We start from the raw sequence: 12,804 nt of genomic DNA on the forward strand, positions 1-12,804 counted from the left end.
CCGCCTGGAGCCGGGCTCGAAACCGCCTGCATCGACTGTTACATCGAGGAGGGGACCCGCAGCCTCCAAGGGATCATCACCTGCGACCAGCCGGGCACGTACTCGAGGGCACGGCCCGCACATCATCCGGCCACACCGCGTGAATATTCTGCGGTTCGAGGTGGACGGCCGACCGGTGTTGCGCATCACCCGAGCGCTCGGTCGCGCACGAAGGGGGACCCTAGTGTCCGTTTCTTCCTCCGTCCGTCGTGGCGGCCGCCGCTGTGGGCGGTGGTGCCGCCGGCTGCGGCCGCCGACCACCACCCGGGCCGCGCGCACGCCGCGGTGTACATCTCCAAGGTGCAGTACGACTCCCCGGGCCGCGATGACCGCTCCATCCGGACCAACTCCACCTGGCGCGCGGTGAACCTGAACGGGTGGTGCGGGATGAGGACGGCCACACCTTCACCTTCCGTCGCGTCCGTTTGGACGGCCGCTCCACGGTCCGCGTCCACACCGGTGTCGGCTGGCGAGACCCCCGACCCCCGCGAAGCCCAGATCACGCGTCTCAAGGCGGAGAACGCCAAGCTCCGGGAACGGCTGGCCGCATCGGAACGGGCGGTCGACGAGCTCACGGACTTCCGCGGCCAGGCCCTCGCCCGACTCGCCGCCCAGCACGAGGAGATCGTCCGGCTTCGCGAGTCCGTCGCTGGATCAAGCCCAGTGAGACGCCTGCCCGCGCCGCGAACCACGGTGACTGGCAACTGCAGTTGACACCCCCCGGGCTCGCTGTTCGGCGTTGTCGGAAAGCAGAGTGATCGAAAAGGGTTTGCGGACGAGGGCTGCGGTTGGATAGACGTATCTGCTGGACCCCCACCACGAGGGTTGAGGGGCCACGACAGCGAGAGGAGGGATAAGCCCATGATCCCCATGATCACCGCGCTTGTGTCCTCCTGGGGTGCGGACCGCGTCTGACCTCGGAGCGGACGGGCGCCTTCACCGGAGCGTGCCTTGACCGTGAAAACGAACGACCTGACCATGCGTCCGATCACCGGACACGAAGAACTCGACCTCTTCTCCCAACTGCCTTACGTCCTCAATGAGGAACTGGCGGACGACCTTGTCGCCGGCCGCCGACGTCCGGAATGGATGTGGGTCGCCCTCCGCGGTGACCGCCTGCTCGCCAGGGCAGCCTGGTGGAGCCGATCAGCCGGCGACGCACCACTCATCCTGGACATCCTCGACATCGAAGACAGCGCCTCGGGCTCCGATCACGTGAACATCGGGGTTCGACTTCTGCACGCCGCGACGGCCGCTACCCTCCCGACCGGGTCGCGTCCCCCTGAGTACAGCCGTTTCGTCCCGCCGGACTGGCGTGAGAACGCGGTAACGAGACAAGCCGTCGAAGACCGGATGACGGTACTTGAACGGACCGGTGCCCGGCTCTTCGTCGAACGACTGCGTCTGGAATGGCGTCCGGCATCGCGAGTTCCCGAGCCCAACGGGCGCCTCGTCTTCCGGCCGGTCCGCGATGGCGAGGAACTCGTGGCTCTGATGTCCTCAGTTCTGGACGGGACTTTGGACGCACACGGCCGTGACGACCTGACCCGGATGTCAGTACACGAAGCGGCCGTCCGGCACTACGACGACGAGCTGGCGCGTTACACCAGCCCCCGGGACTGGTGGCGCATAGCAACACTGCCCCATGGAGAGCCAGTGGGGTTCGTCATCCCGGCCCGCAACGACTACAACGCGATCATCGCCTACATCGCGGTCCTGCCCTCACACCGAGGCAACGGCTACATCGACGGCATCCTCGCCGAGGGCACCCGAATCCTCGCCGAGCAGCACGTCCCCCGCATCCGCGCATCCACAGACCTCGGCAACGTCCCGATGGCGAACGCCTTCCGGCGCGCTGGATACATCAATTTCGAGCGTGAGATCAACATGACCTGGAGCTAATCGAGTCCGGGGCGGGGGCTCCGCAGACGGTGCCCCCGCCTCCAGTCGAGTGATCTACACCACATCAACAAGGTCAGAATGCAGAACGTGTCGGTCCCATCATCGCGAAAGTGGTTCCGGCAGCGGACCTGCTTAATGACGACACGAACTCACGCACACGGCCTCTGCGGACACAAGCCACATGTACGCCACGCACGCGCTCTCCAAGGGCGCGGCGCTGCACCGGGTCCAGAACGCCCTGGGGCACAAGGACGCCCGGGCCACCCGCCGCGCGGTAGCGCGGCTGGGCGCAGCACGGGGCTACCCGAGGGAGGGGCGTGCCGGGGCGTGGAATCAGCGGCTGGGGAGGGAGTCCTGACGGCGGTTCGGGTGCGGTGGTCTGACGGTCGCCGGCTGGGGGAGTCGGTGACGAGGGTTTTCGCGGTGGCGCCGGGTGGGACGAGGACATAGGCGACGGCGGCCGGGGTGTGGGCTGTTGGTGTCGGCCGCTAACCACCGACCGCGGCGCGGCATAATACGCGATCTGCCCACCAGCGGCGGCCCAACAGCCGGGCGTCGTACCGTGGTTGTCAGTGTGATCAGCTGAACGTGTTGCAGCTGGCGACGCGGCCGGAGCGGTAGCCGGTGGAGAACCATTGCTGGCGCTGGCTCGCGGAGCCGTGGGTCCAGGTGTCGGGCGTGACCTTGCCCTGGTAGCGCTGCTGGATACGATCGTCTCCGACGGCGGCGGCCGCGTCCAGCCCGCGGTTGATGTCGTCCTTCGTCAAGTCGGTGATCAGTGGCTTACCGCTCTTGGGGTCGGGGGTGGTGGTGGCGTGGTGGGCCCACACCCCGGCGTAGCAGTCCGCCTGCAACTCGAGTTTCACCGAGCCGCTGTTCTGGCCCTTTCCGCTGCCGCGGGAGATCGTTCCGCTGAGGTCCTGGAAGTGGTGGCCGTATTCGTGCGCGATGACGTAGGCCTCGGCGAATGGGCCGCCCTTGGCGCCGAACTTGCTGCTCAGGTCGTTGAAGAAGCCGAGGTCGAGATAGACCTTGTCATCGGCTGAGCAGTAGAAGGGGCCGACGTCGGAAGTCGCGTTCCCGCAACCGGTGTTCACACTGCCGGTGAACAGGAACGTCGGGGCCTGCTGGTAGGGCTTGCCGGCGGCTGTCTCCGTCTGCTTCCAGAATGCCTGCACGCTGTCGACCACGGCGACGATCCGGCACTCCTCCTTGCGGTTGGCGTCGGCACCGGTCCGGCAGTCCGCCGCGAGGTCCGCGGCTGACTTGCCGGACGAGGACGTGTCGCTGCTGCCCGAGCCGAACATGCCGGGGTCGACACCCAAGAGCACGGACGCGACCAGCACCACGAGTCCGACCAGTCCCCCGCCGATGGTCTTCCCGCCGCCCGGGATCCCGCCCAGCGCACCTCCCCGACCGTCCTCGACCTCGGACGTGTCCAGAGCAGCATCGTCGTCGAATTGCATACGTTGACCCTCCCTCAAGCAGCGCGCCGGACCGCCCCGCGTCGTCCCGCTCGCCTACCCCGTACGAGGACATCCCCATCCCGTCCTCTTCCTGCTCCGCATCTCGGAGGAGCCGGCGGGCGACGCCGCGACGCCGCTCTGTGGGTGAACGGCGGACCACAGTGCGCGGTGACGGCCCCTCCATTCCGTCGACCGCGCAGCGGCACCCCGCCTGTCGCCGGTGCCGGGACCGTGCCCGCGAGGTTCGGACGACGGACGGCCGCCTCGGGTCGGTCGGGACGATCGCGTACTCGTCGAAGAGCCGTACAAGGGCTTCGTGACCGTGCGTGCGGCGGTACTCCATCTCGGCCGCCGTCACCGGCAGCACCCAGGGAATGGGGGCGTGTCCGTCGGCCAGCGGGCATTTCTCCAGACCGGGGCCCTGGAGGTAGGGGAGGCTGATCAGCAGGTGGTCGCAGTGGGACCCGGGCAGCCACGGCTCCCTGAGTTACCCGGATCAGGCGGCTGTCGCCGCGGTGCGTCGGGCGGCTGCGGCGCGGGTGCGGGCGATGTCGGTGGGGTGGATGCCGTAGCCGGCCGGGTCGATGCTGATCAGGTCGTGGTGCAGGCGGCGTATCCGCAGGGCCAGGTCGAGGTGGAGGCGGGGGTGTGTGTCGCGGACCTCGGCGATCGTGCGGGCGTTGACGTCCAGGCGCTGGGCGAGTGTGGTGGCGGGCCATCCGGCGCGTGCCAGGTCGGCCAGCAGCCGTGATGCCTGGTGGAGTCGGTCAGGCCGGGGGTGCCGGGGGTGCGGCGGGCGGGGAGCGGGATGCCGGGGATGGCGTCGGCGGAGGTGCGGGCGATGTCCCGGACCGTGGTGCCCTGCGTGGGAGTCCGGAGGACGCGGCGGACCGGCGTCACGGAGAGCCCGGCTCGGTCGGCGATGTCCTGCGCGGACATGCCCTGCTCGCGCAGCCGGACCGCCCACCGTGCGGCGGCATGCGGTGGGACACGGGCGGACAGACCACGCCCGCGGTCCTGCTCGCGCTGGCGGCGGGCTCGCAGTGCTGCCTGGCGGAACTCGGCGCGGGTGCAGCCGTAGTCGGCGCACGATGCCTGGCCGTGCCGGACCGACGACCGCCGCGGCCGACGCTGCCACGCGGCCGGCACGGCGACGGAAGCGGACTGCTCTCCAAGACGTGGCATGGTGGTTCCTGCTGCGAGTTCGTTGTGCCGGCTCACGCTACGCGCCCCCACGGACAGAGCAGCCCTGCGCACCGCGTTTGGTGTCCACGGGCCCCGACAACGGACGGAGAACTCGTTGTCAGTGGTGGCTGCAACGCTGTTCGGTATGAACGGCGATGAGCAGTTGCTGCGTGGCCGGGTCTACGGCTGCGACCACGACGACCCCAACCCCGGCCCACTCCCCGCGCGGACGTACGCGACGCTCGTCGGCGGACCCCTGGACGGTCTGCTGCTGGACATCACCGGCTGGACGCCGGAGGAAGTCGACGGCGGTGTCGCCCTGGCCACCGAACTGTCGCGGTGGCCCGGCGGCCGCGCCCTGTACGACCCAGGCGCCGACGAGCCGCGCACACCAGGCCCAGGGGTCGCCTGCCGCTTCCACTACTCCGGCGACACACCCTGACCACAGACCCGCACACCGCTTGACGAGGCGCTCTGCGCTGGGTGAGGAACGAGGCCGAAGGAACCAGGCGTGGCGCGCGGCGCCGGCATATGCCCCGTCCCGCGCTGAAATAACTCCCGCTTTGTGGGCTTGTCAGCCTGAGGTAAGGGCACCTGGTGGCCAGGAGGTTGATAACGATGGTTCCCCTGCTTCTGGTTCTTCTGCTGGCCCTGATCCTCTTCGGTGCGGGTTTTGCGCTGAAGGCGCTGTGGTGGATCGCGGTGATCGTGCTCGTCGTGTGGCTGCTGGGCTTCGTCGTTCGCACGGCGGACAGTGGCGGCCGCAAGGGCCGCTGGTACCGCTGGTAGCCGATAGACGCCAGGCGCGATGAGCGCGCCACGCGCGCGAGGTGAGTGGGGCCCGGCCGGATACGGCCGGGCCCCACTCACGTAACCAGCCTTCCTGTGCGAACGGTTGGGAGGGATCGGACGTATCGGACGCACCGTAGGGTACGTGAGTAACGCACCGGCCCCGCAGGCCCAGCAGTGGAACCCTGCTCCTCCTGCCTGCGGGGCCGCCTGCTGGATCGGTGACCGTCCGCTCTCAGAAGGCCGTCCAGTGGCCCTCGGAGACCACTTCGACTGCGCCGTCGTCCACCTTGATGGCGGCCTGCTCGTCGATCGCGTATGCCGGACCCGCGAGTCCGGCGGCCCATCGCTCTGCCGCGGCCATGGTGTTCTCCGGACAAGCTGGATGATCCAGGTGCGGGAAGATCGAAAAATCGACCACGCCCAGCGTGCTGTCGCCGCCGGCGGGCGGTTGCCAGCCCACGAAGTTCTGCCCCATGCGGGGGGTCACCAGGGGCTTCACCACGTTGTCAGCCCAACTACCAAGCACCTTCCTCGGATTGGAAAGGGCTCAGTGACACCCTGGCCGTCTTCGGCTTCCTGGGCCTCTCGCTCTCATGTGATGCGGCGGAGCCAGTCCTCCACCCGCTCGCCCACTTCGCCGACCGTGGTGACGTCGCCATGCCCCGGGCACACCACCGTCTCGGGGGGCAGGGTGACGAGGCGCTCGCGGATCGAGTGGATCATCGCCTGGAAGTCGGAGTCCTCCGGCCCGATGGCTCCAGGGCCGCGCGAGAGCAGCATGTCCCCGGTGAAGACGCTGTGCAGCGCCGGATCGTACAGACTTACGGATCCCGGCGTGTGTCCCGGAGTGTGACGCACCGTCAGAACAGTTCCGGCAACGTCGATCACCCGGCCGTCGACGAGTTCCTCGTCGGGGACACGGCTGGGAAAGCTGCGACGCCACAGCTCCAGGTCATCCGGGTGCAGCATGATCGGAGCCCCGGTGCGGTCCGACAGAGCCACCGCCGCGTCGACGTGTCCGCTGTGTGCGTGGGTGCACGCGATCGCCACCACGCGGCGGTCGCCGAGCGCCGTGGCGATGACGTCCGGCTCGTGTGCGGCGTCGACCACCATCGCCTGCTCGTCGTCACCGACGATCCACACGTTGTTCTCCATCGGCGTGGTGTCGGCGTCCGGCCCGGCCACAACGCCGGTCGTCACCACGCACTCGACCCGGGCGGTCACGACATCACCGCCGGGAGCGCTCGGCCGCGGGCAGTCACCCGCGCTCTGGGGTCCTTTGCCTGCCGTTCCATGGAACAGCCCCTTTCCGGATGAGGCCCTCTACCCCCAGTGGACCCCGCCCGGCATGCGGCAGCAACCGGCAGGTCATCCCTTACCGGGGCGCATACGCTGACCTGCAGGAACTCATGGCCACTCCGCGACACGGCGGGATCGATGCCGGCCCTGCCCAGTGGCCGAGGCGACAGGTATGGGTTTGACTGGATCTGTTGGTGATCACGCCGACTGACGGCCTGACGACGACTGGGGCAGGGTCGCATGGAGTACGACGCATTCCTGGCGAAGGCAGCCGAGCGGGCGGGCGTCTCCCTCGACGCTGCGGAGACCCTCACACGCGCCACCTTTGAGGTGTTCGCCGACCGGATCAGCGGCGGAGAGGCCCAGGACCTCGCGGAGCCGCTGCCGGAGCCGCTGAAGAGCTGGCTGCGCACGGACGAGGAGATCGCGAAAGGCTACGGGGCCGACTCGTTCGTCCGGCGTGTAGCCGACCGCGCGGACGTGCCCCGCGAACTTGCGGAGGCCGGGATCCGCGCGGTCCTGGCCACCCTGAGGGAAGCGGTTGGCGACCAGGAGTTCCGCAACGCGACCGCCCAACTGCCCAGGGAGTACGACGTCCTGCTCTCCAAACCCGCGGGCCCGGCCGGTGCCAGCTAGCGACCGTTTCGCGAACCGCGTCGTTGCCGCGATCGGTGGTCAGCGACTGTCGACATCAAGGCTTTTCCACGGGCCTGAGCTGGTCAGATGCAGAGTGAGGGCGGCTTGGACAAGCCAGGTGATCCGGGTTGGTCGAGCACCGGAACTTGCGGAGGAGTCGCCAGGACTTCAGGATGACCATGGCCTCCTCGACGAATGCACAGATCTTCGCGTGGGACCGGTCCACCTGCTGACCGGGCTCTAACCGCGCAGTGGCCGTCGGCGAGGCCGGCGGACCGCGCGCCGGGCTGGCGGCGCTCGCGACGCTGAACGACTTACTGCCCCCGCCACACCGCCGTGGCGGGGTACCTGCACGAGCGCGACGGCGACCTGGCGACGGCGGCACGGCTGTACGCCGGCTGTACGCCGGGCTGTACGCCGGGGCGGCCCAAAAGGCACCCGACCTCGCCGAGCGCGACCACCTGACGCGCCAGGCCGCCCGGCTCAATGCCCGCCGGTGTCGATGACAGGTCGCGCTCGGTTGTCCCGGCAGAGGGGTCACCTTCACCGGGCACTTGAGCGGGCCGTCTGTTGAGGCATCATGCCACCCAGGCTGATCCACGAAGAGCCACTGAAGGGTGAACCATGGGGCCCGTCACCGGTCGACCGTGGGGCCCGGCCGGCCGTCTCCCTCATACCGTCTGTCAGACGACGCGGATGTTCTCCGCCTGGGGGCCCTTCTGGCCCTGAGTGACGTCAAACTCGACGTGCTGGCCCTCCTGCAGTTCCCGATAGCCCTGACCAGTGATGTTGGAGTAATGGGCGAAGACGTCCGGGCCACCGCCCTCCTGCGCGATGAAGCCGAAACCCTTCTCCGCGTTGAACCACTTCACCGTGCCCTTAGCCATGCCTGTTCTCCTTCGAGGGGGTTTGGGCCCGCAAGGTACCGCGGGTCCTGAAGTGATCGCCTTGGTCCGGGGAGGTTGGACAGCAAAGCGCCCGCGGGCACAGTGACCGCGGGCGAACGACTTCGGAACCACGACTGCTCTGCGAACAACGCTAGGCCCTTCGAGGAGGCCTCGCCAGGCGGCAACGCCGCCCCCGGACGAAGGAGGCATCGAAGACCCAAGGCATGCCGGTCACGACGGTTTTCCGTCAATACCCCGACGGCCTGGGCCGAGGGCAGGGCAATGTTCACGATGGTGGCGTCCAGGACCACCATCAACTGGGCCAGTCCCAGGAGGGCCAGGATGCGGCCCCGATGTGGCGCGGCCGTGCTGTCGGGTTCGAGGGCCGCAGTGGTTGCGGTACTCATGGCGGACTCTAAGTGAAAATGGAAGAAGCCGGCAGGGGCGGGCGAGCCGGTCGTCGCGCAGCTCGCCCCGCGGACTCAGGAGCGGCGGGCGATCCAGGTGGTGCGGATGGTGCGTACGCTCAGGTCATCACGGTGCGCGACGCTGTGCGGCTGCGCCCTGTCCAGCAGGGCGTCCAGGTCGTCGGCGTCCAGGACGTCGGTGGCGGGGGAAGCGCAGCTCGGCCAGGAAACCGTGGGCGTAGGCGTTCAGAGACGGTCCCGTCTGCGGGGCATCGAGGCGGATCGCGATGGGACGCTGCTCTACGAGGGTGAAGCCGGCGCCCCGGAGGTGGTCGGTCCGTTCGTGGGGCGGCCGGGTGTTCGTGGCGGCATGCAGGCGGGCCTCCAGACCGGGCCGACCGACACCGGTGTCCTCGGGCAGGTACCGGGGGAAAGAGTCCATCTCGGTGACGGCCACGAGCCCGCCCGGACGCAGCTGCTCGAAAGCCCGGGCGAAGGTGCGGGCTGGGTCGGCCACGTGGTGCATGAAGGCTGCGGCCCAGATCAGGTCGTACGGCGCGCCCTCACCGATCTCGACCCAGGACTCGTCGATGTTCGCCTCGACCGTGCTGATCCGGTCGGTGACCCCCTGCACGGAAGCCCGATTGCGCGTGAGCCGGAAGCCGGGATTCGAACAGCGGCGGCGGGGAGGAGAGATCCCGGGGCATGACGAAGGCCGGACACTCGCTGTCGAAGTCCTCCAGGCCGTGTGAAGTGGATCTTGCGCTGTGAATGATCACGGTTCAGGGGTCGGGGAGATCTCACGGATGAGCAGTGGGCGGTGCTGGAGCCGCTGTTGCCGAAGGGTGCCAGGCTGGGTCGGTCACCCGTCTGGCCCTCGGCGGCAACTGATCGACGGCATATGGTTCCGTGTCCGGACTGGAGTTCCGTGGCGGGACGTCCCCGTCGAATTCGGACCATGGAACCGGGTCTACGACCTGTTTCGCCGGTGGCAGCGGAACGGCATCTGGTACCGGATCCTCACCCGGCTCCAGGCCCTGGCCGACGCGAAGGGCGCGATCGTCTGGAACGTGGGCCTCGACTCCGTGGTCTGCCGTGCCCATCAGCACGCGGCCGGGGCCCGCAAGCAGGGCGACCTGCAGAAGGAACCACCGGGCGGCATCTTCACCGAGCCCCATGATCATGGGCTGGGACGGTCGCGCCGCGGGTTCACCACCAAACTGGACCTGGCTGTCGAGCAAGGTCAGAAGCCCATGTCGTTCGTGATCGCGGCTGGGCAGCGCGGGGACTCACCGCAGTTCGAACCCGTGCTGGAGAAGATCCGCGTGCCCCGCATCGGACCAGGCAGACCCCGCGTCCGACTAAATCGAGTCCGCGCCGACAAGGCTTACGCCTCCCGCAGAAACCGTGCCGATCTGCGCCGCCGCGGGATCCGCTGCACCATCCCGGACAAGACCGACCAGGCGCGCAACCGCCAGAAGCTCGGCTCGCGCGGCGGCCGGCCGCCGTACTTCGACCCGGCCGACTACCGCGAGCGCCACGCGGTCGAGTGCGGGATCAACTGCCTCAAGAGACACCGGGCGGTCGCCACGCGATATGACAAGCTCGCGGTCCGCTACGAGGCAACCGTCCTCATCGCAACCATCGACGAAGGGCTGTGACCAGGGCCTTCAAGACTCATAAGGGCCGCCCCGGAAGTACATACTCCTGTGCGCTCTGGGACGGTCACCGCGCCCGTGGGCGGCATCGGAGCGGTCGGCAGGTGCCATCCGTCCGGCCAGCGCCCGCAGCGTCTCCAGGCCGGCCAGCACCTCCGCGCGATTGTCCGACACCTTCATCCACGCCGGCAGCCGAGCGAACATCGACATCGTCGACTGCACGCCGCCACGCTCTCGCAATCGCGCCCCGACGTAGGCGGACAGCTCGTCGACGTGCTCCTCGTTGTAGGCCCACAAAATGTGACCGGCGCAACGGGTCTGCAGCCACAGAGGCCGCTGGAAGAACGGATCCTCAGTACCACCCAGCACCGCGCCGACCAGCCCAGCCCCCTGCACCTCAGGTTTCCAGTCGGCGACGGCACCGCACTCAATACACCTAGGCGCCGGTCCGCTTCTCGATCCGCTCCAGGGCCTGCCCCAGGTATTGGGCGAAGCGCGGGTAGTTCTCGCTCATCGGGAAGTGGCCGATCTCCTTCATCTCGATGAACTCTGCTCCGCGGATGGCCTCTGCGGTCCGGCGCCCGTCCTCGGGGGTGGTGAGGTAGTCGTACTCGCCGGTCAGCATGATCACGGGACACCGGTCGCCGTCGATGTCGTCCAGCCGGTCCCTCAGATCGTGGTCGACCGAGTAGAAGTACAGGTCGCCCTTGAACGCCTCCGATCCCTGGGTGTAGTAGAACCAGGTTGCCCAGCGGTCCTGCTCCGGGGACTGCGGCGCCATGAGGTCCCACACCCCGCTGGCGCACACCTGGGCGGCATTGGCGTGGGGATGCTGCCACCAGTCGAGGTAGAAGCCGGGTGAGTAGTCCGCGCCCTCGACGGGGATCACCGCTTTGAACCGGTCCGGGTGCCGCAGGGCGAGTTGCAGGGCCACGTTCCCCCCGAACGACGACCCCATGAAGATCGGGTCCTGCAGTTCGAGGGCGTCGCAGAAGGCGACGATGAAGGACGTGAAGTGGTCCGCGGTGAGCCGGTACTCCTCCTTCCACCACCCCTGGTTCCACGGCGGGTCCGACTTGCCGTGCCGGGCGAGGTCGTAGGCGATCACCCGGTAGCGGCCGGTGATCTCCTCGTCCTCGAGGAGGCCCCGCCACTGGTGGTTGTGGCAGCCCGCTGTGTGCTGGCACACCAGAGGCGTGCCCTGCCCGTTCTCCAGGTAGAACACCCTGTACTGCGCGTCCTCCACGTCGATGGTGACGTAGTGGCCGGTGACCGGAGAGATCCTGCCGCTGACCATGGGGAGCTCCTATGTCTCACAAGGGGACGGGGCGGGCCCGGCCTCGTCTGCCGGCCCGAGGGGGCCCGTGACGCGCAGCAGCTCCAGCTGCCGGGTCACGCAACGCAGGTTCTGCATGAGCACGAGCAGGTCGCCCTCCAGGCGCATGCCCCGCCGGAACGTGGCCGCCCAGATGCCGTGGCACATCGGCGGAGGCGTCTCCCGGCAGAAGCCCTGCCATGTCTCAGCGTCCGCGCGGATCGCGAAGTCGTAGGCCGCCAACGGCTCGGGGTCGGTGATCAGTTCGTCCACCTTTCCCTTGTGCATCCGCACGAGGAACCGGTGGAGGTCCATGTCCAGCAGGAAGCTGCACGAGTAGTACGCGCCGTGGGCCTGCAGTTCCGGATCGTCGTCGCTCAGCCGACGGAACTCCTCCGCCGCGTCGGTCGTCGCTGATGTCATCTGCCACCTCGAGACGTGTCGTCGCTGCCGCACGCCGGGACGTCGCACCGGCACGGTGACCAGCCGATCGCCGGCCGGCGACCACTTCCCGGCCTCGCTCCTTCCAGCCTGGGCATCCTGTCGGCCGCCTGCAATCCGGGTGCGGGCCCCCGGGCAGACGGAACCCTTCGCAGAGGTCCTCTTCCTGCTCGTGGTCGAAGACCTCTGGTACCGGGACACGGCCTCGTACTGCAACGGTGCTTGCCGTGACTGCAAGTTCAGGGGCTGTGCCCGCGTCGTTTGTAGTGGCTCGTGCGGGCCCGGTGTTGTCGTCGTCGGCGCCAGGTCGACCAGTGCAGGATGTGCTCGACGGGTGCGGGGCGGCGGTCGGTGTGGTGGGTGATCAGCCAGGAGCGGGTCTGCGCGGCGCATGCTCCTGCTGCACCTGCCTGAGGCGATGTGGATGACTGGCTTCTGTGTCCGGGACGTCGATGGTGACGGGCATCTGGATGTGGTGACGCGGGGCAACGGCGACGACGGTCCTTATGGCGGCGACGGGCTGGTTGTGGTGGTATCCGGTGCGGACTCCTTGCCCGGGACGGCGGGGCGTCGGGGACGGGTCGTGATGTGTGGCCGGATTAGCGGCTGGTTGACGTCTGTCATCCCTCATTCGCGCGGTTCTCACGGGGGCGGCGAGTCGGTCGGTGCGATCACTTGCTTGCTGGTGTGGGCTGGTGGCGGGGGTTGGATGGGGTGTGTGTGTTTGCGGCATCCGTCGCCGGGGTGGGCGGGTCGGGGGTGGGTGGCGGGGTCGGG

Annotated in this window: 16 protein-coding genes and 3 pseudogenes; 8 read left to right on the top strand and 11 right to left on the bottom strand. The window is 68.7% G+C overall.

Annotation, left to right across the window (positions count from 1 at the left end):
• Positions 1-270: 270 nt before the first annotated feature.
• The 3 genes from AB0924_RS24365 (at position 271) to AB0924_RS24375 (ending at position 2,299) form a co-directional block, all read left to right on the top strand.
• Positions 271-753 carry a hypothetical protein gene (locus tag AB0924_RS24365; protein WP_366912506.1) on the top strand — a complete coding sequence of 161 codons (483 nt, stop codon included), beginning with the start codon at positions 271-273 and terminating at the stop codon, positions 751-753.
• Positions 754-1,017: 264 nt separating this feature from the next.
• Positions 1,018-1,941, top strand: coding sequence for a GNAT family N-acetyltransferase (locus AB0924_RS24370; protein WP_366912517.1), 924 nt, complete (start codon positions 1,018-1,020; stop codon positions 1,939-1,941).
• 181 nt (positions 1,942-2,122) lie between these two features.
• Positions 2,123-2,299, top strand: coding sequence for a hypothetical protein (locus AB0924_RS24375; protein ID WP_366912507.1), 177 nt, complete (start codon positions 2,123-2,125; stop codon positions 2,297-2,299).
• Positions 2,300-2,519: 220 nt separating this feature from the next.
• On the opposite strand, the gene AB0924_RS24380 is transcribed toward AB0924_RS24375, so the two are convergent.
• The 3 genes and pseudogenes from AB0924_RS24380 to AB0924_RS24390 form a co-directional block, all read right to left on the bottom strand.
• Positions 2,520-3,407 carry a neutral zinc metallopeptidase gene (locus AB0924_RS24380; RefSeq protein ID WP_358939953.1) on the bottom strand — a complete coding sequence of 296 codons (888 nt, stop codon included), beginning with the start codon at positions 3,405-3,407 and terminating at the stop codon, positions 2,520-2,522.
• 268 nt (positions 3,408-3,675) lie between these two features.
• A pseudogene (locus tag AB0924_RS24385) lies at positions 3,676-3,879 on the bottom strand (suppressor of fused domain protein); the annotation flags it as partial.
• A gap of 119 nt (positions 3,880-3,998) precedes the next feature.
• The gene (locus AB0924_RS24390) at positions 3,999-4,592 is read right to left on the bottom strand and encodes a hypothetical protein (RefSeq protein WP_358939955.1); all 594 of its coding nucleotides are present in this window, start codon (positions 4,590-4,592) and stop codon (positions 3,999-4,001) included.
• A gap of 145 nt (positions 4,593-4,737) precedes the next feature.
• Here AB0924_RS24390 and AB0924_RS24395 point away from each other — a divergent pair, with 145 nt between their 5' ends.
• The gene (locus AB0924_RS24395; protein ID WP_358939957.1) at positions 4,738-5,034 is read left to right on the top strand and encodes a hypothetical protein; all 297 of its coding nucleotides are present in this window, start codon (positions 4,738-4,740) and stop codon (positions 5,032-5,034) included.
• 176 nt (positions 5,035-5,210) lie between these two features.
• Positions 5,211-5,381, top strand: coding sequence for a hypothetical protein (locus tag AB0924_RS24400; protein WP_011113206.1), 171 nt, complete (start codon positions 5,211-5,213; stop codon positions 5,379-5,381).
• A 235-nt stretch (positions 5,382-5,616) separates the two neighbouring features.
• Here the strand turns inward: AB0924_RS24400 and AB0924_RS24405 are convergent, their stop codons facing one another.
• Both AB0924_RS24405 and AB0924_RS24410 read right to left on the bottom strand, forming a co-directional pair.
• On the bottom strand, positions 5,617-5,859 hold the full coding sequence (locus AB0924_RS24405) for a hypothetical protein (RefSeq protein ID WP_366912508.1): 243 nt from the start codon (positions 5,857-5,859) through the stop codon (positions 5,617-5,619).
• Between the two features lie 116 nt (positions 5,860-5,975).
• Positions 5,976-6,608, bottom strand: a complete 633-nt coding sequence (locus AB0924_RS24410; protein WP_358939962.1) for an MBL fold metallo-hydrolase — start codon at positions 6,606-6,608, stop codon at positions 5,976-5,978.
• Positions 6,609-6,923: 315 nt separating this feature from the next.
• Here AB0924_RS24410 and AB0924_RS24415 point away from each other — a divergent pair, with 315 nt between their 5' ends.
• On the top strand, positions 6,924-7,319 hold the full coding sequence (locus tag AB0924_RS24415; RefSeq protein ID WP_358939964.1) for a DUF2267 domain-containing protein: 396 nt from the start codon (positions 6,924-6,926) through the stop codon (positions 7,317-7,319).
• A 39-nt stretch (positions 7,320-7,358) separates the two neighbouring features.
• Here AB0924_RS24415 and AB0924_RS24420 read toward each other — a convergent pair.
• Positions 7,359-7,554, bottom strand: a pseudogene (locus AB0924_RS24420) (hypothetical protein); the annotation flags it as partial.
• Positions 7,555-7,561: 7 nt separating this feature from the next.
• On the opposite strand from AB0924_RS24420, the pseudogene AB0924_RS24425 reads away from it, so the two are divergent.
• Positions 7,562-7,825: pseudogene (locus tag AB0924_RS24425) on the top strand (RNA polymerase subunit sigma-24); the annotation flags it as partial.
• A 177-nt stretch (positions 7,826-8,002) separates the two neighbouring features.
• Here AB0924_RS24425 and AB0924_RS24430 read toward each other — a convergent pair.
• Both AB0924_RS24430 and AB0924_RS24435 read right to left on the bottom strand, forming a co-directional pair.
• The gene (locus AB0924_RS24430) at positions 8,003-8,206 is read right to left on the bottom strand and encodes a cold-shock protein (RefSeq protein WP_143653936.1); all 204 of its coding nucleotides are present in this window, start codon (positions 8,204-8,206) and stop codon (positions 8,003-8,005) included.
• 534 nt (positions 8,207-8,740) lie between these two features.
• Positions 8,741-9,247, bottom strand: a complete 507-nt coding sequence (locus AB0924_RS24435; RefSeq protein ID WP_366912509.1) for a class I SAM-dependent methyltransferase — start codon at positions 9,245-9,247, stop codon at positions 8,741-8,743.
• Positions 9,248-9,433: 186 nt separating this feature from the next.
• Here AB0924_RS24435 and AB0924_RS24440 point away from each other — a divergent pair.
• Positions 9,434-10,274 (top strand): IS5 family transposase gene (locus tag AB0924_RS24440; RefSeq protein WP_366912510.1). Its coding sequence is split into 2 segments (ribosomal slippage): positions 9,434-9,492 and positions 9,491-10,274, totalling 843 coding nucleotides; the frame shifts between segments, so codons are not numbered across the junction.
• Between the two features lie 9 nt (positions 10,275-10,283).
• On the opposite strand, the gene AB0924_RS24445 is transcribed toward AB0924_RS24440, so the two are convergent.
• From AB0924_RS24445 to AB0924_RS24455, 3 genes are read right to left on the bottom strand one after another with little or no spacing between them, the layout of a single operon-like run.
• Positions 10,284-10,667, bottom strand: a complete 384-nt coding sequence (locus tag AB0924_RS24445; protein ID WP_366912511.1) for a hypothetical protein — start codon at positions 10,665-10,667, stop codon at positions 10,284-10,286.
• A gap of 40 nt (positions 10,668-10,707) precedes the next feature.
• Positions 10,708-11,568 (bottom strand): alpha/beta hydrolase, encoded by an 861-nt coding sequence (locus AB0924_RS24450; protein WP_366912512.1) that lies wholly within the window; start codon positions 11,566-11,568, stop codon positions 10,708-10,710.
• 9 nt (positions 11,569-11,577) lie between these two features.
• The gene (locus AB0924_RS24455) at positions 11,578-12,009 is read right to left on the bottom strand and encodes a hypothetical protein (protein WP_358939975.1); all 432 of its coding nucleotides are present in this window, start codon (positions 12,007-12,009) and stop codon (positions 11,578-11,580) included.
• Positions 12,010-12,804: the final 795 nt, after the last annotated feature.

The sequence above is a fragment of the Streptomyces sp. NPDC047869 genome, from assembly GCF_040704065.1.
Taxonomy (GTDB): domain Bacteria; phylum Actinomycetota; class Actinomycetes; order Streptomycetales; family Streptomycetaceae; genus Streptomyces.